Source organism: Escherichia sp. 94.0001 (genome assembly GCF_013369155.2).
GTDB lineage: Bacteria > Pseudomonadota > Gammaproteobacteria > Enterobacterales > Enterobacteriaceae > Escherichia > Escherichia coli_F.
Genome location: NZ_JABWMS020000011.1, coordinates 71,011 through 95,352 on the forward strand (window position 1 = coordinate 71,011; position 24,342 = coordinate 95,352).

A 24,342-nucleotide genomic window follows, 5' to 3' on the forward strand; every position below is an offset into this window, starting at 1 on the left:
TTTTGTAGGCTGAATAAGGCGTTTACGCCGCATCTGGCATAAACAAAGCGCACTTTGCCATCAGTCTGGACCGATGGCATCACCATCGGGCTTGTTCTTATTTACTCTCCTGTGGTGATAAGTGTTGCATCGCCTGCGCGATACTGCGTTCAATCACCGCACGGCGAGTATCGTTGGCAGGTAAGAGTTTCAACATCATCTCCCACGCGGCAACGGCTTCGCCAAATCGCTGCTGCTCAAAGGCATTAAACGCATACATGCTTAATACACGAATATTGCTATGGTCCGTTCTCACCAATTGGCGTAGCAGTTCACCACCCAGGCGGTTGTCATTGGGATCAGATGAACGTGTCAACGCTTCAGCGTATCCGAGTGCGGCATCACTGTTCTTCGGATCGAGGCGATACGCAGTGGCGTATGCATCGGTGGCGATACTGGCGTTACCCAGCGCCATGCCAACGCGTCCCAACATAATCCAGCCTTCTATATCTCCCGGATTTTTTTGCAGTTGGGTACGCATCCCCAGCGCAAGGCGGGACATCTCTTCTTCGTTGAGCGGATCGGCTTTCGGATCCAGCGCTCTGTCCAGTAACGCCGGCGCCTGTGCCGTGGCCTGCTGCCAAATTTTCACCTGCTGATAATTGCCAGTCTGGTAGTAGCTGACGCCAGCCACAATTAACGCCACCACAATACCCGGCAGATAAACAACATATCCGGCACGCTTACCTTCCGGCACGCTTTGTTCAGGAAACTCTTCCTGCACCACGCGTACCCGACGCCGCGAGCGGGAGTAAATAACCCAACCGCCAATGCCAATAGCCACCACCGGTAGCAGCCACAGCAGAACGGTCAGCGGCGTTAACGGCGGGTCGTAAGTGACGAAGTTGCCGTAACGCGCCACCATATAATCGACAATCTCTTTCTTACTTTTACCTTCCTGCATCAGTTCGTACACTTTCTGGCGCAGGTCGGTGGCAATCATCGAGTTGGAATCGGCAATGCTGTTGTTCTGGCATTTCGGGCAGCGCAGTTCTTCAGTAAGCTGACGAAACTGTTGTTCCTGTGCTTCATCTTTAAACTGCAACACGTCGATGGTCGCCAGCGCTGAGCCGGAGATCATCAGCATCAGCACGCCCAATAAAAACCTCATTGTGCGGCCTCCTTACTGTATTTCTCCCACAGCGGCTTGATCTCTTCTTGCCAGACGCGGGGATTGAGATCACCCGCATGGCGATAGCGAATGATGCCGTTGCCGTCGATGAGGAACGTTTCTGGCGCGCCATAGACACCGAGATCCAGCCCTAACATGCCGTCGCCATCAAACAGGCTTAGTGCGTAAGGATTGCCCAGCTCTTTCAGCCAGCTGATTGCCTTCTGGCGATCGTCTTTATAGTTCATGCCGACCACGCGGATGCCCTGCGCAGAAAGCTGATTCAGATATTGATGTTCCGCGCGGCAGGTCGGACACCAGGTCGCCCAGACGTTAAGCAGCACTGGTTTGCCCTGAGTCAGCACATCCGCCTGATAAAACTGCCCCGGATTGTCCAGTGATTCGAGGCGAAACTTTGGCACCGGCTTGCCAATGAGCGCCGATTCCAGATTGGTCGGATCATCCCCTTCGGCATTACGTGCCAGCTGCCACAGCAACGCCGCGGCAATCGCCAGGAAGATAATCAAAGGAATTAACAATACTTTGCGCTTCATACAGCCTCCGGCGCAGTTTTTTGCGGGCTTACGCGCTTACGATAGCGAGGATCAAACAGGCACAGCAGCCCGCCCAACGCCATCATCAGCCCGCCCGCCCAAATCCAGCGAACAAACGGTTTGTAGTAAAGACGCACGGCCCACGCGCCGTTTTCCAGCTCTTCACCGAGCGCGGCGTACAGATCACGCGTGATGCCGCCGTCAATCGCCGCTTCGGTCATCATCGACCCTGCAGTGTTGTAATAACGTTTTTCCGCATACAGCACCGTTTCCGGCTTGCCATCGCGCGTTACGCCGATAGTCGCCACACCGCCGCGCCAGTTCGGGCCAGTCACCTCTTTGACATCACGGAAGGTGAAGCGATATTCATGAATATCGACGCTATCGCCGGACTTCATGCGCACATCACGCTCAACGCTATAGTTCTGGCTAAAGGCAATACCAACAATTGTCACTGCCAGCCCCAGGTGAGCCGCCACCATGCCCCAATAACTGAAGGTGGTTTTCGTGCCGCGTGAAATACGCAGCGCAGCTTCCGCAATTGCCAGCACCGCAATCCAGCAGGCCATTGCCAGGCCGAGCACCGTCATCGCCACAACTTTGCTTTCGAACAGCCACGGCAACAGCAGAGACAGCACCAGCGTAGAGATGAAGGCGATAATCAATAAATTGCGGATTTTACGTGGGCGATCGCGCCCCCAGCGCACCAGAGGACCGACACCCAGCAGTAGCGCAAACGGCACCATCAGCCAGGTAAACATGGTGTTGAAGAACGGTTCGCCAATCGAAATGCTGCCCAGTCCCAGTTGCTTGTGCACCAGCGGCAGCAGCGTCCCCAGCAATACCACCAGCATTGCGGCGACCAGCAAAACGTTGTTCGCTAACAGCAGAGATTCCCGCGACCACAGCGCATTGTTTACGCGTGAGCGAACTTTGTGTCCACGCGCGGCAAACAGCAGCAGCGAACCGCCAATCACCAGCACCATAAAAGCGAGGATAAACATACCGCGCGCCGGATCAGACGCAAACGCGTGTACCGATACCAGCACGCCGGAACGCACGAGGAAAGTCCCCAACAGACACAACGAGAAGGCACTGATTGCCAGCAGTAATGTCCACGCTTTGAAGCTGGCGCGTTGTTCAGTGACCGCCAGCGAGTGCATCAGCGCAGTACCCACCAACCACGGCATAAATGAGGCGTTTTCTACCGGATCCCAGAACCACCAGCCGCCCCAGCCGAGTTCGTAATAGGCCCATGCGGAACCGAGCACAATGCCGAGCGTCAGGAAGATCCACGCCGCCAGCGTCCACGGACGGGTAAAGCGTGCGTAAGTGCTGTCCAGACGCCCACTCAGCAAAGAAGCAATGGCAAAAGCAAACGCCACCGAGAAACCGACGTACCCCATATAGAGCAGAGGCGGATGGAAGATCAGCCCTGGATCCTGCAACAGCGGGTTAAGATCGCGCCCTTCAATCGGGAAGTTCGGCAACGTGCGTGAGAACGGGTTAGAGGTAAAGAGAATGAACAGCAAAAAGCCGACACTGACCATCCCCATTATCGCCAGTACACGGGCCACAATATCCAGCGGAATACGCTGACTAAAAATCGCTACCGCAAATGTCCAGCCGCTCATCAGCAGCACCCACAGCAGTAGCGAGCCTTCATGCGCACCCCAGGTTGCCGCTACGCGATACCACACCGGAAGCTGGGTATTGGAGTTGCTGGCAACATAGGTGACAGTAAAGTCATTCACCACGAAAGCATTGACCAGCACCAGAAATGCGCCAGCCACAGACATAAATAGCAGCCAGGCAAACAAGCGCGAAGAAGCCATCATGCGAGCATCCCCGCGCGCCACGCCCCATAGCGGATACACGGACAGCAACAGCGCAATTCCTAGCGCCAGGCATAGCAGTCCGTTACCAATTTCTGGCATCATGATGCTGGGTCCTTATAAACACTCGCCGGGCGACGGTGATTAGCTTCCATCGCTTTCTCGACTTCTGGCGGCGTGTAGTTTTCATCGTGTTTCGCCAGTACTTCTTTCGCGAGGATATGATTACCTTTTTCCAGTTCGCCCTGCACCACTACGCCCTGCCCTTCACGGAACAGATCCGGCAAAATGCCTTCATAAGATACATCTACTGAACCTTCAGCGTCGTAAATGGTGAACGTTACTTTCAGCGAATTGGGATCGCGCTGTATGCTACCCGGCATCACCATCCCGCCAACGCGCAGACGCTGCCCGACTTCCGGCATCTGCTGAGTTTCACGCTTGCCGTAGAGAATTTCCCCCGGCGTATAAAAAAGATCGATATTCGAGCGCAGCGCATATAGCACCAGACCGATAGTCAGCGCCAGCCCCGCCAGCACGGCACAGGCAATCCACAAGCGGTTTTTACGGCGAATATTCATGCAGCCTCCTGCTGTTGCGCTGCACGTAAACGCGCCTCACGCGCCCGCTGTTGCGCCACGCCACGCAGAATTGCGCGATGCTGCAACACGGAGTGCACGACCAAAACCACCAGCGGAATAACGGTCATCACCACCGCCAGCCAGACAAAAAAGGCGTAACCGCCCATTGCGAAAAATTCATTCCAGGAAGCAAATGCAGGGGTCATTTACGGCCTCTTTTCAGTATCAGTTCACTCACCCACGGACGGCGTTTTTCCATCAGCAAAATTAAATTACGCATCCGCATCAGCGTCAGCGTGGCAGACAGCAGCAGGAAGCCAAAAATCGACCAGCGCAGCGGCGAACGCATCGCCGGATCGATACTTTGCTGCATCCGCGTTGATCCCTGATGCAGGGTGTTCCACCACTCCACGGAGTAATGAATAATCGGCAGGTTCACCACGCCAATCAGCACCAGAATACCTGCCGCTCGGCCCGCCAGACGGCGGTCGTCGAAGGCGTGCCACAGGGCAATCACACCAACATACAGAAACAGCAGCACCAGTTCAGAAGTCAGACGTGCGTCCCATACCCACCAGGTGCCCCACATCGGTTTTCCCCATGCAGAGCCGGTGACAAGGGCAATAAAGGTAAACACGGCACCAATGGGAGCCATCGCCGCGACCGCCAGGTTGGCCATTTTCATCTGCCAGACAAGGCCAATAAACGCCGCCACCGCCATCGAGGCATAAATGCCCATCGACCAGATTGCCGCAGGCACATGCAGGTAGATAATGCGGTAGCTATTTCCCTGCTGATAATCAGCCGGAGCAAAGCCGAATCCCCAGATCCAGCCGACGGTAAGCACGACCACACTGGCAATTGCCAGCCACGGTATAAACCAGCCACAGATTTGATACAGCCGTGGTGGGATCGCCAGTTGATGCAGTGTTTTCCACATAGTTTCGATACCAGACTCGAACAAAAATCAGTAATCCAGCGTTATTGAATGCTGATTCGTAACGCTGCCGCCGTCGCAAAAGGACTTAATGTCGCGGTGCCTGCCAGCAACGCGCCTAAAATTGACAGATACCCGTCAACGGGCAAATGCATCGAAGCCGCGTCCATCGCGGCGGTGGCAAAGATGAGCAATGGGATAGTCAGCGGTAACACCAGTATGCTGAGCAGCACACCACCGCGTTTAAGTCCCACTGTCAGCGCCACGCCCGGTGCACCGAGAAAACCAAGCGTTGGGGTTCCCAGCAGCAGCGTCAGCGCCATCACTTGCCAGCCATAAACATCCATTCCCAGTAGCATTGCTACCAGAGGCGAAAGGATGAGCAACGGCAGACCTGTTACCATCCAGTGCGCCATCACCTTCGCCAGCACAACGGCGGGCAAGGGTAACGGCAACAACATCAATTGTTCAAGACTGCCGTCCTGCAAATCGTCACGGAACAGTCGTTCCAGTGCCAGCAAGGATGAAAGCAGCGCTGCAACCCAGATAATGCCAGGGGCAATACGCGCGAGCAGTTGCGGCTCCGGACCGATACTGAGCGGAAAAAGGGTAATAACAATCAGGAAGAACCACAGCGGGTTGGCGATTTCGGCGCTATGACGAAACGCTACGCGCAGCTCAAGACGGAAAATTCGCCAGAACATTATTCGTCCCTCGTTTTCGTCAGTGAAATGCGGCGGATTTTACTTTCAGCAACGTTGAGCGGCTGGTGGGTAGTCAGAATCACAATCCCCCCCTGCTCTGTATGCTGCGCCATACGCTGGGTCAGACGATCGACGCCGTTAACGTCAATCGCGGTAAAAGGTTCGTCGAGTATCCACAACGTGGCACGGGTCAGCCACAGACGCGCTAAAGCGACGCGGCGTTGTTGCCCGGCAGAAAGTTGATTTACAGGAATATCTTCGAATCCGGCAAGCCCGGCCTGCGCCAGGGCTTCCAGACATTGTGCGGTATCGCCATCGCGATGATAAAAGTGCAGATTTTCTAACGCCGTCAGCCGGGTTTTGATCCCCGGCTGATGGCCTATCCATAACAGGTTTTGATGGTAGCTGTCGCGTACCTGATGCAAGGGCTGCCCTTGCCAGAGAACCTCGCCTGCGTCAGGGCGAGACAACCCCGTCAGCAAACGGAGAAGCGTTGTCTTCCCCGCGCCGTTGCTACCGGTGATTTGTACCCACTCGCCTGCGTTCAGCGTAAATGACAAGCCACTAAATAAGGTTCGTTCATCCCGCTCGCAAAGTAACTCTCTGGCTTCAAGCATACCCACGCAATAACCCTGTTAAAAACCTGGCTCGACTTCGCGCATATCGGGCAGCTTGTGCGCTATCCCTTTATGGCAATCAATACAGGTTTGCCCATCTTTCACCGCCTGGTCGTGCATCTTAGCGGCAACTGATTTCTGGGCGGTTGTATCCATATACTCGAAGTTGTGACAGTTACGACACTCCTGCGAGTTATTGTCCTTCATGCGCCGCCACTCATTCTGTGCCATCGTCAGGCGATGAGCTTCAAATTTCTGCGGCGTGTCAATAACGCCAAAAATTTTACCATACAGCTCTTTACTTGCTTTGAGCTTGCGTATCATCTTCGGCACAAACTCGTGCGGAACGTGACAATCCGGACAGGTCGCACGGACGCCGCTACGGTTGTTGTAGTGCACGGAATCCATGTATTCCTGATACACCGTGTTACGCATTTCGTGGCAGCTAATGCAGAACTCTTCGGTATTGGCTTTTTCCATCCCGGTGTTAAAGCCGCCCCAGAAAACGATGCCGCCGACAAAACCGATCAACAGCAGCGTCCCTAGCGCCAGACGGCTGGGGGTACGCCACCATTTCCACAGGCGCTTAATCAGACCAGGCTTACGGTCAGAATTTCCCATAATAACCTCTTATTTCCCGTAACCTTTTGATGGGGTAAAGGTATTCCCCACGATTGGCGCGGTATCGGCCTGCGGTACGTGACATTGCAGACAGAAATAACGACGCGGAGCCACTTCTGCGCCCACTTTGCCGTCACTGTCCATAAAGTGAGTAGGACTGATACGCGGCGCGCCAGTGGTGCGATAGCTTTCGACACCGTGGCACTGCAAGCAGCGGTTGGTATTGGTCGTTACCTGATAACCTTCAACGCTATGCGGGATCATTGGCGGCTGATTCACATAGTTCAGCGGCATCCGATCCTGCTCTTTTGGCATCCGAATGGCCCCTTCCTGCGTCCCGGATACTTCCGGCGACTGGCTAAAATCGACGCCATTAGCCGCCCAAACCGCGCCGCTTACCACCAGGGCCAGCATCGCCGTCCATTGACACAGCGCTTTCTTCAGGTCATGGCTTTTCATGATTTCGCTCCCGAACTCCATCGTGTAGTTATTGTAAATACATCCTCAGAACAGACATCCACGCAGCGACCGCACGTCATGCAATCGCGGCTGGTGACCTGCACCGGGCTTTGTTCATCCAGCACCGGGGCACGTAGCACATGCGGTTCCGGGCAAACATGAAAACAATCCATACAGCGGTTACATTTCTGCCGATCGGTGGCCGCAACGGTAATCACACCTTTGCTACCCAACACGCCATACAGCGCGCCAACCGGACAAATGTGCCCGCACCAGCCGTGTTCAACGACCAGTAGATCAAATAAAAACAGCGCGAGAATAAGCAGCGCGCCGCTGCCGAATCCCATTACCAGGCTGCGCCCCATCAGGGAAACGGGGTTGATCCATTCCCAGATGAGCGTGCCGGTTAAGGCCGAACCCACCAGAATGACCACCAACAGCACGTAGCGAATGTGGCGTGGGATCGTCGCAGACTGATTGAGGTCAAAACGCCTGCGTAACCAGTTCGCTAAATCGGTAATCGGGTTCAGCGGGCAGACCCAGCTGCAAAATAATCGCTTTCCTGCCAGGGCGTAGAGCACGGTGATAATCACCGCACCGGTCAGCGCCACCGTGGCAGGCAGATGACCGCTGACAAGACTTTGCAACGTCATCAGCGGATCGGTCAGTGGAACGGTGTCGAATAACAAGCTACTGCTGTAGTTGCCGTGCAAGATCCACACACCAAACCACGGGCCGCTCAAAAACATCCCCAGCACGAAGAACTGACAAAGGCGACGCAACACCAGCCAACGGTGGCTGCGCCACCAGCCTTTTTTCTCCAGCGCCTCGCGCCCGGCGTCACGTTTACGATTTGCCATTGTTCCCCTCCAGCCAGCCGAAGCGGTAATGGTGACCTAACTCCCCTTTCGCCAGTGACAGCGGTAACACCTTGATTGCGGGTTGTTCCAGCACGCACACTTTTTCGCACTTACCGCAGCCGGTACAGGCGTCGCTGTGAACCGTCGGCAGAAAACGAGCGTGCTTACCGGTACGCGTGTTACGCTCCAGCTCCAGGGTGATTGCCTCATCAATTTTCGGGCATTCGCGATAGCAAACATCGCAGCGCAGCCCCTGAAAGTTGAGGCAGTTCTCCTGATCCACCAGCACCGCCAGCCCCATCCGCGCGTCGTCGATCGATTCGATCTCTCGATCCAGCGCACCGCTCGGGCACACTTTGGCGCACGGAATGTCCTCACACATTTCGCAAGGAATATCCCGCGCGACAAAGTACGGCGTACCTGCCGACAGGCCAGAGGCCAGTGTCGCCAGTTTTAAGGTGTCGTAAGGGCAAGCCTGAACACACTGACCGCAACGTACGCAGGCACTGGCAAAGGCGTTCTCGTTTATGGCTCCGGGCGGGCGCAACCGCACGCCAGATGCACGTGCGGTTTGCTGTTGTAACCCCAGCGCCACACCCACGGCAGCCAGCCCGCCAGCTGTGCGAACGACATCGCGCAGAAAGCGGCGGCGACCATTTTGAGGTTTCGCTGACCGGGACATAATGGCTTACACCTTCTCCAGTTTGACCGCACACTTCTTGAAGTCCGTCTCTTTCGAGAGCGGATCGGTCGCATCCAGCGTCAGTTTGTTAACCAGCTGTGCGGCGTCGAAGAACGGCATATACACCAGGCCCTGCGGCGGGCGGTTACGACCGCGCGTTTCAACAATCGAGATGACTTCGCCACGGCGAGAAACCACTTTCACTTTGTCGCCACGACGCAGATCGCGCGCTTTCGCATCCAGCGGATGAATAAACAGGACTGCTTCCGGGAAGGCGCGGTGCAGTTCCGGTACACGGCGAGTCATACTGCCGGTATGCCAGTGCTCCAGGACGCGTCCGGTAGAGAGCCACAGGTCGTACTCTTCATCCGGTGCTTCCGCCGCCGGTTCGAACGGCAGTGCGAAGATCACCGCTTTGCCATCCGGTTTACCGTAGAACTTGTAGCCTTCACCCGCTTTCACGTACGGGTCGTTACCTTCGCTATAACGCCACTGCGTTTCTTTACCGTTAACCACCGGCCAGCGCAGACCGCGCGCTTTGTGGTAGTCATCGAACGGCGCGAGATCGTGACCGTGACCGCGACCAAACCATGCATACTCTTCGAACAGCCCTTTTTGCAGATAGAAGCCCAGCTCGCGGGATTCATCGTTCAACTGATCTTCTGCCAGTTCGGATACCGGGAATTTGCTCACTTCCGGGGTGGCATACAGAACCTCATACAGCGTTTTGCCACGCAGTTCCGGTTTCTTCGCCAGCAACTCTTCCGGCCACACTTCTTCAGTTTTGAAGCGGCGGGAGAACTGAACTAACTGCCAGAGATCCGATTTCGCTTCGCCCGGTGCCTGTACCTGCTGACGCCAGAATTGAGTACGGCGTTCGGCGTTACCGTAAGCACCCTCTTTTTCTACCCACATTGCGGTCGGCAGGATCAAGTCGGCTGCCAGCGCACTGACTGTCGGATACGGATCGGAAACGATGATAAAGTTGCGCGGATCGCGCCAGCCCGGCATACGCTCTTCATTAATGTTCGGCCCGGCTTGCATGTTGTTGGTACACATGGTCCAGTAAACATTCAGTTTGCCGTCTTTCAGCGCACGGTCCTGTGCCACCGCGTGCAGGCCGATTTTCGCCGGAATGGTGCCGCTCGGGATATTCCACTTCTTCTCGCAGATATCACGGTGTTTCTCATTGGTCACCACCATGTCCGCAGGCAGACGGTGAGCAAAGGTGCCCACTTCTCGCGCAGTACCGCACGCGGAAGGCTGCCCGGTCAGGGAGAACGGACCGCAACCCGGCTGAGAAATTTTGCCAGTCAGCAGGTGCAGGTTGTAGACCAGGTTGTTGGCCCACACGCCACGGGTATGCTGGTTGAAGCCCATCGTCCAGTAGGAGATGACTTTCTTGTTCGGATCGGCATACAGCTGCGCCAGTTGTTCTAACTGGTCTTTCGGCACGCCGGTCATTTCAGCGGTTTTTTCCAGCGTATACTCAGCAACGAAGGCTTTGTAATCTTCAAAGCTCATCGGCTCGGAAGCGTCAGAACCTGGATTCTTCGCTGCTTTTTCCAGCGGATGGGTCGGACGTAAACCGTAGCCGATGTCCGTCGCCCCTTTGCGCAGGTTAACGTGTTTGCTAAAGAAGTCCTGATTTATCGCGTTGTTTTGAATGATATAGTTGGCGATGTAGTTCAGGATCACCAGGTCAGACTGTGGCGTAAAGATGATGCCGTTATCCGCCAGCTCGAAGCTACGATGCTGGTAGGTAGAAAGCACCGCCACGGTGACGTTCTGGTTAGAGAGACGACGGTTGGTGATGCGCGACCAGAGAATCGGGTGCATCTCCGCCATGTTAGCGCCCCACAGCACAAACGCGTCAGCCTGTTCGATGTCGTCATAGCAGCCCATCGGCTCATCCATACCAAAGGTACGCATAAAGCCAACTACCGCCGACGCCATACAGTGACGCGCGTTCGGGTCGATGTTGTTCGAACGGAAGCCCGCTTTGAACAGCTTGGACGCGGCATAACCTTCCCAGATAGTCCACTGACCAGAACCGAACATACCGATCGATTCCGGCCCTTTTTCTTTCAGGGAAGTTTTGAATTTTTCTTCCATCACATCGAAGGCTTGATCCCAGGTGATTGGGGTGAACTCGCCTTCTTTGTCATATTTACCGTTTTTCATACGCAGAAGCGGCTGCGTCAAACGGTCTTTACCGTACATGATTTTGGGCAGGAAATAGCCCTTAATGCAGTTCAGGCCACGGTTAACCGGTGCGTCCGGGTCGCCCTGACAGGCCACCACACGCCCCTGCTGCGTTCCGACCAGAACGCCACAACCAGTACCGCAGAAACGGCATGGTGCTTTATCCCATTTAATGGCTTCCTGCTGACCAACAACGGCGCGGGCAACGCCCGGCACGCTGAGACCGGCAGCCGCCGCAGCGGCCGCAACGGCGTTAGCTTTCATAAAGCTACGACGACTGAGTTTCATGGTGTTTCCTCACCTTGCTCTTCCTGCTGGTGATAAACCAGCGACACCGCCAGCACGCCCTCTACGTTGCGTACTGACTCAATGGTTTGGATCAGCGTTTCGCTGTCTTCTGCTTCCACCACCACAATCAACTGACCGCTCGGCGCGTCGCTGACAGCGACTTCACAGCCGGGAAAGGCGTTCAGTTGGGTGCTGATGTCTGAAATTCGTTCGCTTTTGGCCTGCACGACCAGGCTGCAAACTTGCCAGTTAGTGTGCATGGAGATACTCCGCAGTTATGGCTGATACCGGACAGCTGGCTGCACATGCTCCACATCCGTTGCAAAGTTGGCTATTAAGTTGCGGCTGGTAGATCCCGGAGAGCGTCGGGCGAAAGATAATTGCCATTGGCTCACAGCTATCCTGACAGCGACGGCATTCAACTGACTGATACGCCAGGCACGCGTCCCCAATGGTGAACTGCAAATCCCAGGCCCTGGTGTGGCGCGGAGAAAATAGCGATTCGGGGCAAGCTTGCGCGCAGGCATAACAGAAGCTGCACTCGTTATTTTTGAAATTAACGCTCGGATAGCCCCCCGCGCCGCGTTGCAGAATGTTGTTTTCACAAGCATTAATACAGGCGTCACAGCGGGTGCAATGGGTCAGAAAATGAGATTCATCACCGGACCAGGGCGGACGGATACCGTTACTGGCTTTGCGCCAGCGACCAGTGAGTATGCCCCGACGGGATGCATCAATCTTCACATTGACCTTCCATCATTAACGCGCTCCGAAAATTGAGAGCGACCAAATAAACCGCATAATTAATAAGCCATTTTTATAGCCGCTAAGATATTAAAGGATGTGTCAAAGATGCATACCCCGATCGAGGTAAAACCTGTAGCAGGATCAAAAGAGTGGCGGGAAGCGTGGCAAAAACGGGCTTTTGCTCACATTTCAAATGGTTATAAACATATTTATATAGCGATTAATTCACCAGAGATATTTCTACTGGTTTGTTCTCTCGTCAGAATTTAACACTAAAAGAGCAGGTAAAATTGTCTGAATGTTCTTTAAGTTATTCATAAAGCAAATTAATAAATCTGATGAATATGTTAACCTTCAGCGACATCATCGGTGAAAACCTATAAATGACGAAGGGAATACAACAATGAAGACCATTCTACCTGCAGTATTGTTTGCCGCTTTCGCTACCACTTCCGCCTGGGCGGCAGAGAGCGTCCAGCCACTGGAAAAAATCGCGCCTTATCCGCAAGCTGAAAAAGGCATGAAGCGTCAGGTGATTCAGTTAACCCCGCAAGAAGATGAATCTACCCTGAAAGTAGAACTGTTAATCGGTCAGACGCTGGAAGTCGATTGCAATTTGCATCGTCTCGGCGGGAAGCTGGAAAGCAAAACGCTGGAAGGCTGGGGCTATGATTATTACGTCTTTGATAAAGTTAGCTCGCCGGTTTCCACGATGATGGCCTGCCCGGATGGCAAGAAAGAGAAGAAATTTGTCACCGCGTATCTGGGCGATGCTGGAATGCTGCGTTACAACAGCAAGCTGCCGATCGTGGTGTATACGCCAGACAATGTAGATGTGAAATACCGCATCTGGAAGGCGGAAGAGAAAATTGACAACGCGGTAGTCCGCTAAACTGCCGTGAAGTGCGGCACCCCGTAGGTCGGATAAGGCGGTCACGCCGCATCCGACATCTAATGCCCGAGCCGGTTGCCTGATGCGACGCTGGCGCGTCTTATCTGCATACGCCACATCCGGCATACCATGCCGGATGTGGCACATCATCACAACGCAATATCCGCCACTTCTTTTTGAACGGGTTGCGGTTTCAACTGCGGTTTCGGCGTACTGTCCGCCACCTGCGGCTTGTCGTATTTCAGCCCCAGCACTTCGCTGGTGTACTGCAACTCGCGTTCGGTTGCCTCCACATCACCATTCAGCTTGCGTCCATAAGACGGAACAATCGCTTTCAGCGTGGCCTGCCATTGTGGGCTTGAAACGCGATCGCCAAATACTTTTTCCAGCAGATTCAACATAATCGGCGCGGCGGTTGACGCCCCTGGCGATGCCCCCAGCAGCGCGGCAATAGTCCCTTGTTGGTCGCTGACCACTTCGGTACCCAGACGCAGTACGCCACCTTTCTCGGCATCACGCTTGATAATCTGCACGCGCTGCCCCGCTTGCCACAAACGCCAGTCCTCTTTTTTCGCCTGCGGATAGTACTCTTTCAACGCTTCAAAACGATCCTCTTCACTCAACATCACCTGACTCACCAGATATTTCACCAGATCGAAATTATCCAGCCCAACGTGCATCATCGGCATCACGTTTGAGGTGGTGGTGGAACTCATCAGATCCCACAATGAACCGTTTTTGAGGAATTTGGTTGAGAAGGTGGCAAATGGCCCAAACAGCACGACGCGTTTACCGTCAAGAACACGGGTATCGATATGCGGAACCGACATCGGTGGTGCGCCAACGGATGCTTTACCGTAAACCTTCGCCAGATGGTGATTAACCACGTCCGGGTTTTCCGAAACAAGGAACTGTCCGCCCACCGGGAAACCGGCGTAGTCTTTCGCCTCCGGAATCCCCGATTCCTGTAACAGTTTCAGCGCCGCACCGCCCGCGCCGATAAAGACAAATTTGGCGCGGATGTTCTGTGCAGTGCCGTTTTTCAGATCGGCAACGGTGACGGTCCAGCTGTTATCGTCATTACGCTTTAGGGCGCGGACTTCGCTGCTGAGTTGCAGCGAGAAGTTAGATCTCTTCTGTAAGGAGGCGATCAACTGGCGGGTGATCTCGCCGTAGTTCACATCTGTGCCAATTTCTGTGCGCGTAGCCGCCACTTTCTGTTGCGGATCGCGCCCTTCCATCACTAATGGTGCCCACTCCTTGATCTGCGCGTGATCTTCAGAGTAACGCATGCCACGAAACAGCGAGCTTTGTTGCAATGCGGCGTAACGGGCGCGCAGGAAATTGACGTTATCCTCGCCCCAGACAAAACTCATGTGCGGAACGGTATTGATAAATGAACGCGGAGTACGCAGTACACCGCGCTCGACCTGGTGCGCCCAGAACTGGCGGGAAATCTGAAATGCTTCGTTAATGGCGACTGCTTTTTCAATACTGATGCTGCCATCGGCGTTTTGCGGGGTGTAATTGAGTTCCATCAGTGCAGAATGCCCGGTTCCGGCGTTGTTCCAGCCGTTCGAACTCTCCTGCGCGACACCCTCCAGGCGCTCCACCATGGTCATCGACCATTCAGGCTCCAGCTCGCGTAAATAGGTCCCCAACGTGGCGCTCATAATGCCGCCGCCAATCAACAGTACATCAGTTTCCTGCTCCTCGGACGCTTTCGCTTTTGCCGTCATCGAAACGGCATTAAGCCCCACGGCCATCGAGAAGAGCATGGCAGTCACTTTTTTCATCTTGTTAATGCCTTACTTTTAGTCGCTTTATTGCAGGTGAGATTTGCGCGGCATCAACGGTAACACTTAAGTAACAACATTTAAATAATGTTTATAAATTATATTCTAATTTTAGAAACATTATAATTTCGTTGATTAATTATAGGGTTATTAGAAACGAAGGTTTTTTTAGAATATTGACCTGGCGGCAGCAGTCCGCCAGGTCAGCGTCGAAATATTATGCCGTCCGGGCAACGGCATCACGCGAAGCAGCATCGCGCTCTTCGCCTGTCAGCTCGCTAAGTAGCCCGTTGCGCATTTCCAGCAGGCGGTCAGCGTGGATAAAGTAATGATCATCATGACTGATGGCGAAAATCGTTTTACCCATCTCCTGCATCAGCGGCAGCAGCACCTGATAAAACTCACGACGGAAGTGTGGGTCCTGATCCGCCGCCCATTCATCCAGCAGGATAATATCGCGTTCTTCTGCCAGCGCCAGCAACAGCGCCACGCGTTTTTTCTGCCCTTTTGATAACTTCAGGTTAACAATACGCCCGTTGCTTAACTCAAGCTTATGAGCCATTTTCAGTTGCGCCAGCCACTTCTCAATCAGTTGCGGGTTAGCGGGTTGACCCTCCGGCCCCAGCAGTTGATCGAACAGCCAGACATCGGTAAACACTGCCGAAAACAGTTTGCGATAATCTTCCGGTTGTTCGCCGCTGACAGGTTTGCCATCCAGCAAGATTTCGCCGCTTTGTGGCTGATACAAGCCCGTCAGCAACATGGCCAGTGTCGATTTTCCGCTACCGTTGCCGCCAATCAGAAACAGCAGCTCGCCACGTTTGATGGTGAGGTTAATCGGCCCAACGGAAAACGCGTTATCCTGATAAGCAAACGTCACGTTACGCAGCTCCAGCGTTTGCCAGTTGGGAAACGCCTGTGGGCGCGGAAACTCTGCTTTGAAAGGCGCGAGTGCGAATTTGTTCAGCTTGTTAAACGCCACCTGCGCCGTCAGCAGCGTCGGTAATGCGCCAACCGCCGAAAGCAGCGGTGTACGCAAGAACAACAGCGTCAACGAATAGGTTGCGGCAACATTGGTATCAGCCCAACCGAGGCTGTTTGCCATCCAGAACACCAGGCCGATTGCGCCCAGCATCATGATGTTTGACCAGTTCACGGCACTAAGATGGAAGGTGTCTGCGCGGATAATATGATGGCGATACTCTTGCGCATCAGGAATGTAAAGGTTGTTAAACACGTACTCGGCGCGCTCGCGATTCAGCGTCAGCTCTTTGCGCCCTTCGAGTACGGTTTGAAAATCCGTGTACAGCTTGTCTTCGGTTTCACGCAGGGTCGCCATATGTTTGTACACCCGCGCCACCAGCACAAAACCGCCCCAGATGGTAATTGCCATCCAGATCGCCGTTACCAGCAACATTTTGCCCGACAGCATCCACAGATACGCCGCCGAACCGATAGTGAGAATGATCCCCTGCACCAGTTCTGGCAGACGAACAAACGCAATAGTGATATTGCGCACATCGCTGGTTAACCCTGCCAGCAGTGAGGCGCTACCAAGTTGTTCAATGCGCTCGACATGGGTATCCAGAATCCGCTTGATAAATTCACTACGCAGTCGGTAAACGAAGTGATGCCCCAAAGTGGTGAGCGCCAGTTGCGATCCGAGAGTGACGGCCATCAACAGCAGCAATAAACCCAGAAATTCTGGCAATACCAGCAGACTGGTATCCGCCGTTTCGATAAGGCGCTGATTGATAAAAGCAATTAAGCCAATGCCTAATGCCGCACTGGCGAGGCTTAGCGCCATCACACTGATAAATGGCCAGCGATACTGCCGCCAGACAAGTACAAGAAGTTCCATGCAGAAAACCCGGACAATGAATTACAGCCCGCAGTTTAAACATCTCCGCGCGCACAGCAATAATAATTCTTATTTTTATTCTTTTTTACCTGCCTGACGGAATGTCAGGTTGTAGCGGCAGTCGGCGGTGAGTGGATGAAAGCCCGCTTTCAACGGTTGAATGCCGTGATAAAACAGCCGCGATTCACCGCCCCATACCACCACATCGCCATGTTCCAGCAATAAACGTTTGAGCGGATCATTTCGTTTCAGGCCACCAAATTGAAAAATCGCGGGTAAGCCCAGAGAAACAGAAACAATCGGCGCGCGCAGATCCGGTTCGTCTTTATCCTGATGCAGCGACAGTTTCGCGCCAGGAGCGTAGCGGTTGATAAGACAAGCATCTGGCTGGAAATCTGGATAGCCCGCCGCCGTCGCCGCACGTTGACATAAATTATGAAAACTCTGCGGCATGGCGGGCCACGGTTTATTTGTTTGCGGATCAATGGGCGAATAGAGATAACCTTGCCGATTGGTCGTCCAGCCCAGATGCCCACAGTTGGTCATTGCCACCGACATGGTATATCCCCCGGGGGTGACCATCTGGCGAAACGGCGACTGGCTGGCAACGTCATTAATATCGCGGATCAGTTGTTCCGCAACGTTAAAAGCAAAACGGCGCAAAATCACCGCTCCAGCCGCCAGTGGTTCTTGCCACGGTTCAGCATCGGCAAACAGATCCAACATTACCTCTCCTCATTTTCAGCTTCACGGCGCAGCAGTTGCGCTTTGCGCGACACGCCCCAGCGGTAACCGGAAAGTGTGCCATCACCACGGACTACCCGATGACAGGGTATTACGATAGCGAGCTTGTTGGCTGCACAGGCGCTGGCAACGGCCCGTACCGCTTTCGGTTTGCCGATGGCGTTCGCCAGTTGCTGATAACTGACGGTTTCACCACAAGGTATCGTGCGCAGTGCCTGCCAGACTTGTTGCTGAAAAGCAGTGCCGCGAATGTCCAGCGGTAACGTCAGCGGCGTATCGCGTTGATTGAGGCTGGCGATCACTTCACGCACATGTTGCTGAAACGGCAGATCGGCAGGCGCGTTGTCGGCAGCGGGAAACATCTGCTGCAACTCGCTGATTAGCGTCGCGTCATCATCGCCCAGCAATATCGCGCAAATCCCCCGCTCGCTTTCTGCCACCAGGCAACGGCCCAGCTCACAATCAGCCAGCGCGTAACGCACCGCCAGATTTTCGCCACCATGACGGAATTGTTTAGCCGTCATGCCCAGCGTTTCGTCAGCTTTGCGGTAGTAACTGCTGCTGTCGGGGAATCCGGCGTTAAGAATAGACGTCGTCACGCTCTCCCCTTTCGCCAGCGATTCACGCAAACGGCGAGCGCGCCAGGCCTGTTGCCAGGCTTTAGGCGTCATTCCGGTAGTCGCTTTAAACAACCGATGCAGATGGAACGGGCTCATCGCCACCTGGTCGGCTAAGGTTTCCAGCGTTACAGGCGTTTCCTGTTCCAGAAGTCGGCAGGCGTGGGTAATTTTATCAAGGCGATGTTGCCGGGGATTGGCTTTGTCTGGCTGACAACGTTTGCAGGGGCGAAATCCGGCGGCGAGTGCCTCGCTGGCATTTGCGTAGAAGGAGACATTTTCCCGCAAGGCATGTCTGGCTCGGCAAGACGGACGGCAAAAGATACCCGTGGTGCGCACGGCGAAAACGAATTCGCCGTCGGCGTTCGGGTCGCGGGCTAAGACAGATTGCCAGCGTTGATCGTCAGTTAAGCATGTGGCGTTTTTCATAATCAGCTCCCTGGTTAAGGATAGCCTTTAGTCTGCCCGGTCACCATCACGCAAAAACCAACAATCTTGCGCTTTAATTTTTTTCGCTGATAAGGAAGCTTTTAAACTGCGGCGACATCCAGGTTTTAAAGCTATCGCCCTCTTTGGTGATCATATAAACCGCCAGCCCTTCCCGGCGAACGACTTCTTTGGCTTTCTCCGGCCCAAGCACCATTAAGCCAGTATCCCAGGCGTCGGCTTCCAGCGCCGTCGGGGCAATCACCGTCACGGATACCAGATTGTGTTCGATGGGACGCCCGGTTTGCGGATCGATAACATGGGAAAGACGTTTGCCGTCCAGTTCGTAATAGTTACGGTAGCTGCCAGAGGTGCTAATGCCATGACCGTTGATATCCACCACGGCCTGAACCGCGTTTTCTTTATCAGTTGGTTTTTGAATCGCTACCCGCCACGGCTGGCCTGCACCGTTCATACCACGGCTGTTCAGCGCGCCGCCCACCGACACCAGATAGCGGGAAATCCCTTCCTGCTCCATCAAGCGTGCCAGATGATCCGCCGCATAGCCTTCGCCGACGGTGGAGAGATCGACATATAAATCCGGCAGGTCTTTTTGCAGATATTGCTGATGCGACTGATTAATGACCGTCAGGTGCTGTAAGCCGGTTTTGGCTTTCATCGCATCGATCTGTTCCTGGCTCGGAATTTGAACCGGCTGTTGTTCCGGGCCAAAGCCCCACAGATTCACCAGCGGCCCGACGGTTATATCCATCGCACCATCGGTCCTTGCGCCAATGCGCAGCGAGGTAGTGACGATATCGGCCATCGCTTCACTTACCGGCCACGGCGATAAACTTTGCGAGTCGTTAAATCGCATCAGCGCGGAATCTTTTTTATAGGTCGAAAGCAGCTGATCGTCAGCGTCCAGCTGGGTCTGAATCTTTTCTTTAAGTTCGGCACTGCGTTTGGCGTCAATGCCCGGAATGCTGGCACGCCAGAAGGTACCCATGGTTTTGCCTTCGAGAACGGTAACTTCAATAGCGTGGGTTTTGGCGGGTTGTGGTTTTTGATCGCAACCAACAAAGAAGAGCGCGGCAGCCAGCAGTGCCACGCGGGTAAAGCTTATTTCCATACGTGATTATCCTCATGCGAACGGTCGCAAGAGTACACCAAAAAACTGTGTTTGTACGCTGAAAACAATGAAAAAAGGGCCCGCAGGCCCTTTGTTCGATATCAATCGAGATTAGAACTGGTAAACCAGACCCAGAGCTACGATGTTATCAGTGTTGATGCCAGCGTCACGAGTGAACTGGTTGTCGTCCAGCAGGTTGATTTTGTAGTCAACATAGGTGGACATGTTTTTGTTGAAGTAGTAAGTAGCACCAACATCAACATATTTCAGGATATCTTCGTCGTCGTAGTTACGACCATTGATGACACCCAGGTTTTTACCTTTAGACTGCAGGTAAGCCAGGGACGGACGCAGACCGAAGTCGAACTGGTACTGAGCAACAGCTTCGAAGTTCTGTGCTTTGTTCGCCCAACCCAGGGAACCTACGCGAGTTGCGTTGTAGGTCTGGGTGTACTGAGCAGCCAGGTAGATGTTGTTAGCGTCGTATTTCAGACCACCAGTGTAGGTTTCAGCACGGTCGCCGTTACCGATGTACAGCGGGCTGTTCTGATCGTCAGTACGTTTGGAGCTGGAGATCGCACCACCGATACCGAAGCCTTCGTAATCATAAGTGATAGAACCGCCAACGCCGTCGCCGTTCTGACGCAGTGCTTCACGACCGTTGTTGGTCATGCCTTCGCCGCTTACGCTACCGTTTTTACCCTGGTACTGAACAGCAAAGTTCAGGCCGTCAACCAGACCGAAGAAGTCAGTGTTACGGTAGGTCGCGAAGCCGTTACCACGCTGCTGCATGAAGTTGTCAGAACCGTAAGTGTCGCCACCGAATTCTGGCAGTACGTCGGTCCAGGAAGTTACGTCATATACAACGCCGTAGTTACGACCGTAGTCGAAAGAACCCACATCCTGGAATTTCAGACCTGCGAATGCCACACGGGTCCAGGAGTTGTTTTCGTTTTCAGCGCTGTTGCCCTGGATCTGATATTCCCACTGGCCGTAACCGGTCAGTTGGTCAGTAACCTGAGTTTCACCTTTGAAGCCAAGACGCATGTAGGTCTGGTCGCCATCTACAGACTTGTCGTCAGAGAAATAGTGCAGGCCGTCTACTTTACCGTACAGATCTAATTTGTTGCCGTCTTTGTTGTAAACTTCAGCAGCGTTTGCTGCGCCTGCTACCAGCAGAGCTGGGACCAGGAGGGACAGTACTTTAACTTTCATGTTATTAACCCTCTGTTATATGCCTTTATTTGCTTTTTTATGCCACTGCATACTGATTAACCCTCATTAATCAGTCGGCAAGTCCATTCTCCCCAAAAATGCAGAATAATCCAACACGAATATGATACTAAAACTTTTAAGATGTTTCATTTATCGCTATAGATGTTTCAGAATGTAAATACAAGGGAACTTTTTAAGATTATTGCGGAATGGCGAAATAAGCACCTAACATCAAGCAATAATAATTCAAGGTTAAAATCAATAACTTATTCTTAAGTATTTGACAGCACTGAATGTCAAAACAAAACCTTCACTCGCAACTAGAATATCTCCCGCTATCATCATTAACTTTATTTATTACCGTCATTCATTTCTGAATGTCTGTTTACCCCTATTTCAACCGGATGCCTCGCATCCGGTTTTTTTTACCCTTCTTTACACACTTTTCATTATTCTGTGCTACCACAGAAAAACTATAACGCTTGTTAACTATTTCACAAATAATTAACATCAGCATAATTTCCAGCAATCTTCGTTTATTTGCAATTAATTTCGTTAGGCTTTTTGTAGGTTATTTGTACAGCAAAATGGCGCTTGTACATCTATTTCCCCCAATGCAGGATGATAAATATCACGGGAGAATAGAGAATCATCAATCAGGTAAGAGTCTGGAATTTCACACTGTACCCTTTATACTGCCCTATCACTTCGCGAAGTTTTAACAGGTCATAAACACGAATGCGTCAGAAAGAGACAACGGCCACGACCCGCTTTTCACTCCTACCGGGGAGCATTACCCGCTTCTTTTTACTGTTGATCATTGTGTTACTGGTGACGATGGGTGTAATGGTGCAAAGCGCCGTTAACGCCTGGCTGAAAGATAAAAGTTACCAGATTGTCGACATTACCCACGCAATCCAAAAGCGCGTCGATACCTGGCGTTACGTGACCTGGCAGATCTACGACAACATTGCCGCGACGACCTCCCCCTCCTCCGGCGAAGGTTTACAAGAGACGCGCCTGAAACAGGATGTCTACTATCTGGAAAAACCACGCCGCAAAACGGAAGCGTTAATCTTTGGCTCTCACGACAACTCAACGCTTGAGATGACTCAACGGATGTCCACCTATCTGGACACGTTATGGGGCGCAGAAAATATACCGTGGTCGATGTATTACCTGAATGGTCAGGATAACAGTCTGGTACTGATCTCGACCCTGCCCCTCAAAGATCTCACCTCCGGATTTAAAGAATCGACCGTCAGCGACATTGTTGATTCACGTCGCGCAGAGATGTTGCAACAGGCCAACGCGCTCGATGAACGCGAAAGTTTTTCTAACCTGCGCCGCCTGGCCTGGCAGAACGGTCATTACTTTACCTTGCGTACCACGTTCAACCAGCCGGGACATCTGGCAACGGTCGTGGCTTTTGATCTGCCGATTAATGATTTGATTCCACCAGGGATGTCGTTGGACAGTTTCCGCCTTGAGCCAGACACAACGGCAACGGGAAATAATGATAATGAGAAAGAAGGGACGGATAGCGTCAGTATCCACTTTAACAGTACGAAGATTGAAATCTCCTCGGCACTCAACTCTACCGATATGCGCCTGGTCTGGCAGGTTCCTTATGGCACCTTATTGCTGGATACGTTGCAAAACATTCTGCTGCCACTGCTGCTGAACATCGGTTTGCTGGCGCTGGCGTTATTTGGCTATACCACATTCCGCCATTTCTCCAGCCGCAGTACAGAAAGCGTCCCCAGCACGGCGGTCAATAACGAATTGCGCATTTTACGGGCAATTAATGAAGAGATAGTCTCACTGCTGCCGCTCGGCCTGCTGGTTCACGATCAGGAATCGAACCGCACAGTCATAAGTAACAAAATTGCCGATCATTTGCTGCCGCATTTGAATCTGCAAAACATCACCACCATGGCGGAACAGCATCAGGGGATTATTCAGGCGACGATCAATAACGAGCTGTATGAGATCCGCATGTTCCGCAGCCAGGTTGCGCCGCGCACACAAATTTTCATTATTCGCGATCAGGATCGCGAAGTGCTGGTAAACAAGAAACTCAAGCAGGCGCAGCGTCTGTATGAGAAAAACCAGCAGGGGCGGATGACCTTTATGAAAAACATTGGCGATGCGCTGAAAGAACCCGCACAGTCCCTGGCAGAGAGCGCGGCTAAACTCAATGCCCCGGAAAGCAAACAACTGGCGAATCAGGCAGATGTGCTGGTGCGGCTGGTCGATGAAATACAGTTAGCGAACATGCTTGCGGACGATAGCTGGAAAAGTGAGACGGTGCTGTTCTCTGTGCAGGATTTGATTGATGAAGTTGTGCCTTCAGTGTTGCCTGCCATCAAGCGTAAAGGTCTGCAACTGCTGATTAACAATCATCTGAAAGCACACGATATGCGCCGCGGCGATCGCGATGCCTTACAACGTATTTTGCTGCTACTGATGCAATATGCCGTGACCTCAACGCAATTGGGAAAAATCACCCTTGAGGTTGATCAGGATGAGTCCTCCGAAGACCGCCTTACGTTCCGCATTCTGGACACCGGAGAAGGCGTAAGCATTCATGAAATGGATAATTTGCACTTCCCGTTCATCAACCAGACCCAAAACGATCGCTATGGCAAGGCGGACCCGCTGGCATTCTGGCTGAGCGATCAACTGGCACGTAAACTGGGCGGTCATTTAAACATCAAAACGCGGGATGGGCTTGGTACACGCTACTCTGTGCATATCAAAATGCTCACAGCTGACCCGGAAGTTGAAGAGGAAGAAGAACGATTACTGGATGATGTCTGCATAATGGTGGATGTTACTTCGGCAGAAATTCGGAATATTGTCACTCGCCAGTTAGAAAATTGGGGTGCAACCTGTATCACACCCGATGAAAGATTAATTAGTCAAGATTATGATATCTTTTTAACGGATAATCCGTCTAATCTTACTGCCTCTGGCTTGCTTTTAAGCGATGATGAGTCTGGCGTACGGGAAATTGGACCTGGTCAATTGTGCGTCAACTTCAATATGAGCAACGCTATGCAGGAAGCGGTCTTACAATTAATTGAAGTGCAACTGGCGCAGGAAGAGGTGACAGAATCGCCTCTGGGCGGAGATGAAAATGCGCAACTCCATGCCAGCGGCTATTATGCGCTCTTTGTAGACACAGTACCGGATGATGTTAAGAGGCTGTATACTGAAGCAGCAACCAGTGACTTTGCTGCGTTAGCCCAAACGGCTCATCGTCTTAAAGGCGTATTTGCCATGCTAAATCTGGTACCCGGCAAGCAGTTATGTGAAACGCTGGAACATCTGATTCGTGAGAAGGATGTTCCAGGAATAGAAAAATACATCAGCGACATTGACAGTTATGTCAAGAGCTTGCTGTAGCAAGGTAG

General features: G+C 53.0%; 24 protein-coding genes. 3 read left to right on the forward strand and 21 right to left on the reverse strand.

The window, feature by feature from the left end; genetic code table 11:
• Nucleotides 1-97 precede the first annotated feature (97 nt).
• From ccmH to napF, 15 genes are read right to left on the reverse strand one after another with little or no spacing between them, the layout of a single operon-like run.
• Complete coding sequence (ccmH, locus tag HEN33_RS08335; protein ID WP_176263392.1) at nucleotides 98-1,150, reverse strand: cytochrome c-type biogenesis thiol:disulfide oxidoreductase CcmH; 1,053 nt, start codon at nucleotides 1,148-1,150, stop codon at nucleotides 98-100.
• Nucleotides 1,147-1,704, reverse strand: a complete 558-nt coding sequence (gene dsbE, locus HEN33_RS08340) for a thiol:disulfide interchange protein DsbE (protein WP_000824445.1) — start codon at nucleotides 1,702-1,704, stop codon at nucleotides 1,147-1,149. The genes ccmH and dsbE overlap by 4 nt, the downstream gene beginning before the upstream one ends.
• On the reverse strand, nucleotides 1,701-3,644 hold the full coding sequence (gene ccmF / locus HEN33_RS08345; RefSeq protein WP_000982447.1) for a cytochrome c-type biogenesis heme lyase CcmF: 1,944 nt from the start codon (nucleotides 3,642-3,644) through the stop codon (nucleotides 1,701-1,703). Before ccmF ends, dsbE begins: the two co-directional genes overlap by 4 nt.
• On the reverse strand, nucleotides 3,641-4,120 hold the full coding sequence (gene ccmE, locus HEN33_RS08350; protein ID WP_176263393.1) for a cytochrome c maturation protein CcmE: 480 nt from the start codon (nucleotides 4,118-4,120) through the stop codon (nucleotides 3,641-3,643). The genes ccmF and ccmE overlap by 4 nt, the downstream gene beginning before the upstream one ends.
• Nucleotides 4,117-4,326, reverse strand: coding sequence for a heme exporter protein CcmD (gene ccmD, locus HEN33_RS08355; RefSeq protein WP_000186536.1), 210 nt, complete (start codon nucleotides 4,324-4,326; stop codon nucleotides 4,117-4,119). Before ccmD ends, ccmE begins: the two co-directional genes overlap by 4 nt.
• Nucleotides 4,323-5,060, reverse strand: coding sequence for a heme exporter protein CcmC (gene ccmC, locus HEN33_RS08360; RefSeq protein ID WP_001295447.1), 738 nt, complete (start codon nucleotides 5,058-5,060; stop codon nucleotides 4,323-4,325). Before ccmC ends, ccmD begins: the two co-directional genes overlap by 4 nt.
• A gap of 41 nt (nucleotides 5,061-5,101) precedes the next feature.
• Nucleotides 5,102-5,764, reverse strand: a complete 663-nt coding sequence (gene ccmB / locus HEN33_RS08365; protein WP_176263396.1) for a heme exporter protein CcmB — start codon at nucleotides 5,762-5,764, stop codon at nucleotides 5,102-5,104.
• The gene (ccmA, locus tag HEN33_RS08370) at nucleotides 5,761-6,384 is read right to left on the reverse strand and encodes a cytochrome c biogenesis heme-transporting ATPase CcmA (RefSeq protein WP_105276855.1); all 624 of its coding nucleotides are present in this window, start codon (nucleotides 6,382-6,384) and stop codon (nucleotides 5,761-5,763) included. Before ccmA ends, ccmB begins: the two co-directional genes overlap by 4 nt.
• A gap of 12 nt (nucleotides 6,385-6,396) precedes the next feature.
• A complete protein-coding gene (gene napC, locus HEN33_RS08375; RefSeq protein ID WP_000528376.1) occupies nucleotides 6,397-6,999 on the reverse strand; it encodes a cytochrome c-type protein NapC in 603 nt (200 codons plus the stop codon).
• Nucleotides 7,000-7,008: 9 nt separating this feature from the next.
• A complete protein-coding gene (gene napB, locus HEN33_RS08380; protein ID WP_000835174.1) occupies nucleotides 7,009-7,458 on the reverse strand; it encodes a nitrate reductase cytochrome c-type subunit in 450 nt (149 codons plus the stop codon).
• A complete protein-coding gene (napH, locus tag HEN33_RS08385; protein WP_176263394.1) occupies nucleotides 7,455-8,318 on the reverse strand; it encodes a quinol dehydrogenase ferredoxin subunit NapH in 864 nt (287 codons plus the stop codon). Before napH ends, napB begins: the two co-directional genes overlap by 4 nt.
• Nucleotides 8,305-9,000, reverse strand: a complete 696-nt coding sequence (gene napG / locus HEN33_RS08390) for a ferredoxin-type protein NapG (protein ID WP_000091291.1) — start codon at nucleotides 8,998-9,000, stop codon at nucleotides 8,305-8,307. The genes napH and napG overlap by 14 nt, the downstream gene beginning before the upstream one ends.
• Before the next feature lie 6 nt (nucleotides 9,001-9,006).
• On the reverse strand, nucleotides 9,007-11,493 hold the full coding sequence (gene napA, locus HEN33_RS08395) for a periplasmic nitrate reductase subunit alpha (RefSeq protein ID WP_176263395.1): 2,487 nt from the start codon (nucleotides 11,491-11,493) through the stop codon (nucleotides 9,007-9,009).
• Nucleotides 11,490-11,753 carry a chaperone NapD gene (gene napD, locus HEN33_RS08400; protein WP_000557378.1) on the reverse strand — a complete coding sequence of 88 codons (264 nt, stop codon included), beginning with the start codon at nucleotides 11,751-11,753 and terminating at the stop codon, nucleotides 11,490-11,492. Before napD ends, napA begins: the two co-directional genes overlap by 4 nt.
• Complete coding sequence (gene napF / locus HEN33_RS08405) at nucleotides 11,743-12,237, reverse strand: ferredoxin-type protein NapF (RefSeq protein WP_000686723.1); 495 nt, start codon at nucleotides 12,235-12,237, stop codon at nucleotides 11,743-11,745. Before napF ends, napD begins: the two co-directional genes overlap by 11 nt.
• A 108-nt stretch (nucleotides 12,238-12,345) precedes the next feature.
• On the opposite strand from napF, the gene HEN33_RS26795 reads away from it, so the two are divergent.
• Both HEN33_RS26795 and eco read left to right on the forward strand, forming a co-directional pair.
• Complete coding sequence (locus HEN33_RS26795; protein WP_032269211.1) at nucleotides 12,346-12,510, forward strand: hypothetical protein; 165 nt, start codon at nucleotides 12,346-12,348, stop codon at nucleotides 12,508-12,510.
• A gap of 133 nt (nucleotides 12,511-12,643) precedes the next feature.
• Entirely contained in the window at nucleotides 12,644-13,132 is a 489-nt protein-coding gene (gene eco / locus HEN33_RS08410; protein WP_000849212.1) for a serine protease inhibitor ecotin, read from the forward strand.
• Between the two features lie 149 nt (nucleotides 13,133-13,281).
• On the opposite strand, the gene mqo is transcribed toward eco, so the two are convergent.
• From mqo to ompC, 6 genes are all read right to left on the reverse strand, one after another.
• Nucleotides 13,282-14,928 carry a malate dehydrogenase (quinone) gene (gene mqo / locus HEN33_RS08415; RefSeq protein ID WP_176263659.1) on the reverse strand — a complete coding sequence of 549 codons (1,647 nt, stop codon included), beginning with the start codon at nucleotides 14,926-14,928 and terminating at the stop codon, nucleotides 13,282-13,284.
• A 217-nt stretch (nucleotides 14,929-15,145) separates the two neighbouring features.
• Nucleotides 15,146-16,789, reverse strand: coding sequence for a microcin J25 efflux ABC transporter YojI (gene yojI, locus HEN33_RS08420; RefSeq protein ID WP_176263658.1), 1,644 nt, complete (start codon nucleotides 16,787-16,789; stop codon nucleotides 15,146-15,148).
• 75 nt (nucleotides 16,790-16,864) lie between these two features.
• Nucleotides 16,865-17,515: a DNA oxidative demethylase AlkB gene (gene alkB / locus HEN33_RS08425; protein WP_176263657.1), complete on the reverse strand. Its 651-nt coding sequence runs from the start codon at nucleotides 17,513-17,515 to the stop codon at nucleotides 16,865-16,867.
• Nucleotides 17,515-18,579: a bifunctional DNA-binding transcriptional regulator/O6-methylguanine-DNA methyltransferase Ada gene (ada, locus tag HEN33_RS08430; RefSeq protein WP_176263656.1), complete on the reverse strand. Its 1,065-nt coding sequence runs from the start codon at nucleotides 18,577-18,579 to the stop codon at nucleotides 17,515-17,517. The genes alkB and ada overlap by 1 nt, the downstream gene beginning before the upstream one ends.
• Before the next feature lie 73 nt (nucleotides 18,580-18,652).
• Entirely contained in the window at nucleotides 18,653-19,708 is a 1,056-nt protein-coding gene (gene apbE / locus HEN33_RS08435) for an FAD:protein FMN transferase ApbE (RefSeq protein ID WP_096251351.1), read from the reverse strand.
• A gap of 111 nt (nucleotides 19,709-19,819) precedes the next feature.
• On the reverse strand, nucleotides 19,820-20,923 hold the full coding sequence (gene ompC, locus HEN33_RS08440) for a porin OmpC (RefSeq protein WP_000865555.1): 1,104 nt from the start codon (nucleotides 20,921-20,923) through the stop codon (nucleotides 19,820-19,822).
• Nucleotides 20,924-21,661: 738 nt separating this feature from the next.
• On the opposite strand from ompC, the gene rcsD reads away from it, so the two are divergent.
• On the forward strand, nucleotides 21,662-24,334 hold the full coding sequence (gene rcsD / locus HEN33_RS08445) for a phosphotransferase RcsD (RefSeq protein ID WP_176263205.1): 2,673 nt from the start codon (nucleotides 21,662-21,664) through the stop codon (nucleotides 24,332-24,334).
• The last annotated feature ends 8 nt before the right edge of the window (nucleotides 24,335-24,342 follow it).

Excerpts from the sequence above, each read along its gene's own strand:
- alkB (WP_176263657.1), bottom strand. The coding sequence starts at position 17,515 with ATGTTGGATCTGTTTGCCGATGCTGAACCGTGGCAAGAACCACTGGCG.
- napB (WP_000835174.1), bottom strand. The coding sequence starts at position 7,458 with ATGAAAAGCCATGACCTGAAGAAAGCGCTGTGTCAATGGACGGCGATG.
- ccmE (WP_176263393.1), bottom strand. The coding sequence starts at position 4,120 with ATGAATATTCGCCGTAAAAACCGCTTGTGGATTGCCTGTGCCGTGCTG.
- napA (WP_176263395.1), bottom strand. The coding sequence starts at position 11,493 with ATGAAACTCAGTCGTCGTAGCTTTATGAAAGCTAACGCCGTTGCGGCC.
- ccmH (WP_176263392.1), bottom strand. The coding sequence starts at position 1,150 with ATGAGGTTTTTATTGGGCGTGCTGATGCTGATGATCTCCGGCTCAGCG.
- napH (WP_176263394.1), bottom strand. The coding sequence starts at position 8,318 with ATGGCAAATCGTAAACGTGACGCCGGGCGCGAGGCGCTGGAGAAAAAA.
- napC (WP_000528376.1), bottom strand. The coding sequence starts at position 6,999 with ATGGGAAATTCTGACCGTAAGCCTGGTCTGATTAAGCGCCTGTGGAAA.
- dsbE (WP_000824445.1), bottom strand. The coding sequence starts at position 1,704 with ATGAAGCGCAAAGTATTGTTAATTCCTTTGATTATCTTCCTGGCGATT.
- ccmF (WP_000982447.1), bottom strand. The coding sequence starts at position 3,644 with ATGATGCCAGAAATTGGTAACGGACTGCTATGCCTGGCGCTAGGAATT.
- yojI (WP_176263658.1), bottom strand. The coding sequence starts at position 16,789 with ATGGAACTTCTTGTACTTGTCTGGCGGCAGTATCGCTGGCCATTTATC.
- rcsD (WP_176263205.1), top strand. The coding sequence starts at position 21,662 with ATGCGTCAGAAAGAGACAACGGCCACGACCCGCTTTTCACTCCTACCG.
- napG (WP_000091291.1), bottom strand. The coding sequence starts at position 9,000 with ATGTCCCGGTCAGCGAAACCTCAAAATGGTCGCCGCCGCTTTCTGCGC.
- napD (WP_000557378.1), bottom strand. The coding sequence starts at position 11,753 with ATGCACACTAACTGGCAAGTTTGCAGCCTGGTCGTGCAGGCCAAAAGC.
- mqo (WP_176263659.1), bottom strand. The coding sequence starts at position 14,928 with ATGAAAAAAGTGACTGCCATGCTCTTCTCGATGGCCGTGGGGCTTAAT.
- ada (WP_176263656.1), bottom strand. The coding sequence starts at position 18,579 with ATGAAAAACGCCACATGCTTAACTGACGATCAACGCTGGCAATCTGTC.
- ccmC (WP_001295447.1), bottom strand. The coding sequence starts at position 5,060 with ATGTGGAAAACACTGCATCAACTGGCGATCCCACCACGGCTGTATCAA.
- apbE (WP_096251351.1), bottom strand. The coding sequence starts at position 19,708 with ATGGAAATAAGCTTTACCCGCGTGGCACTGCTGGCTGCCGCGCTCTTC.
- ompC (WP_000865555.1), bottom strand. The coding sequence starts at position 20,923 with ATGAAAGTTAAAGTACTGTCCCTCCTGGTCCCAGCTCTGCTGGTAGCA.
- eco (WP_000849212.1), top strand. The coding sequence starts at position 12,644 with ATGAAGACCATTCTACCTGCAGTATTGTTTGCCGCTTTCGCTACCACT.
- ccmD (WP_000186536.1), bottom strand. The coding sequence starts at position 4,326 with ATGACCCCTGCATTTGCTTCCTGGAATGAATTTTTCGCAATGGGCGGT.
- HEN33_RS26795 (WP_032269211.1), top strand. The coding sequence starts at position 12,346 with ATGCATACCCCGATCGAGGTAAAACCTGTAGCAGGATCAAAAGAGTGG.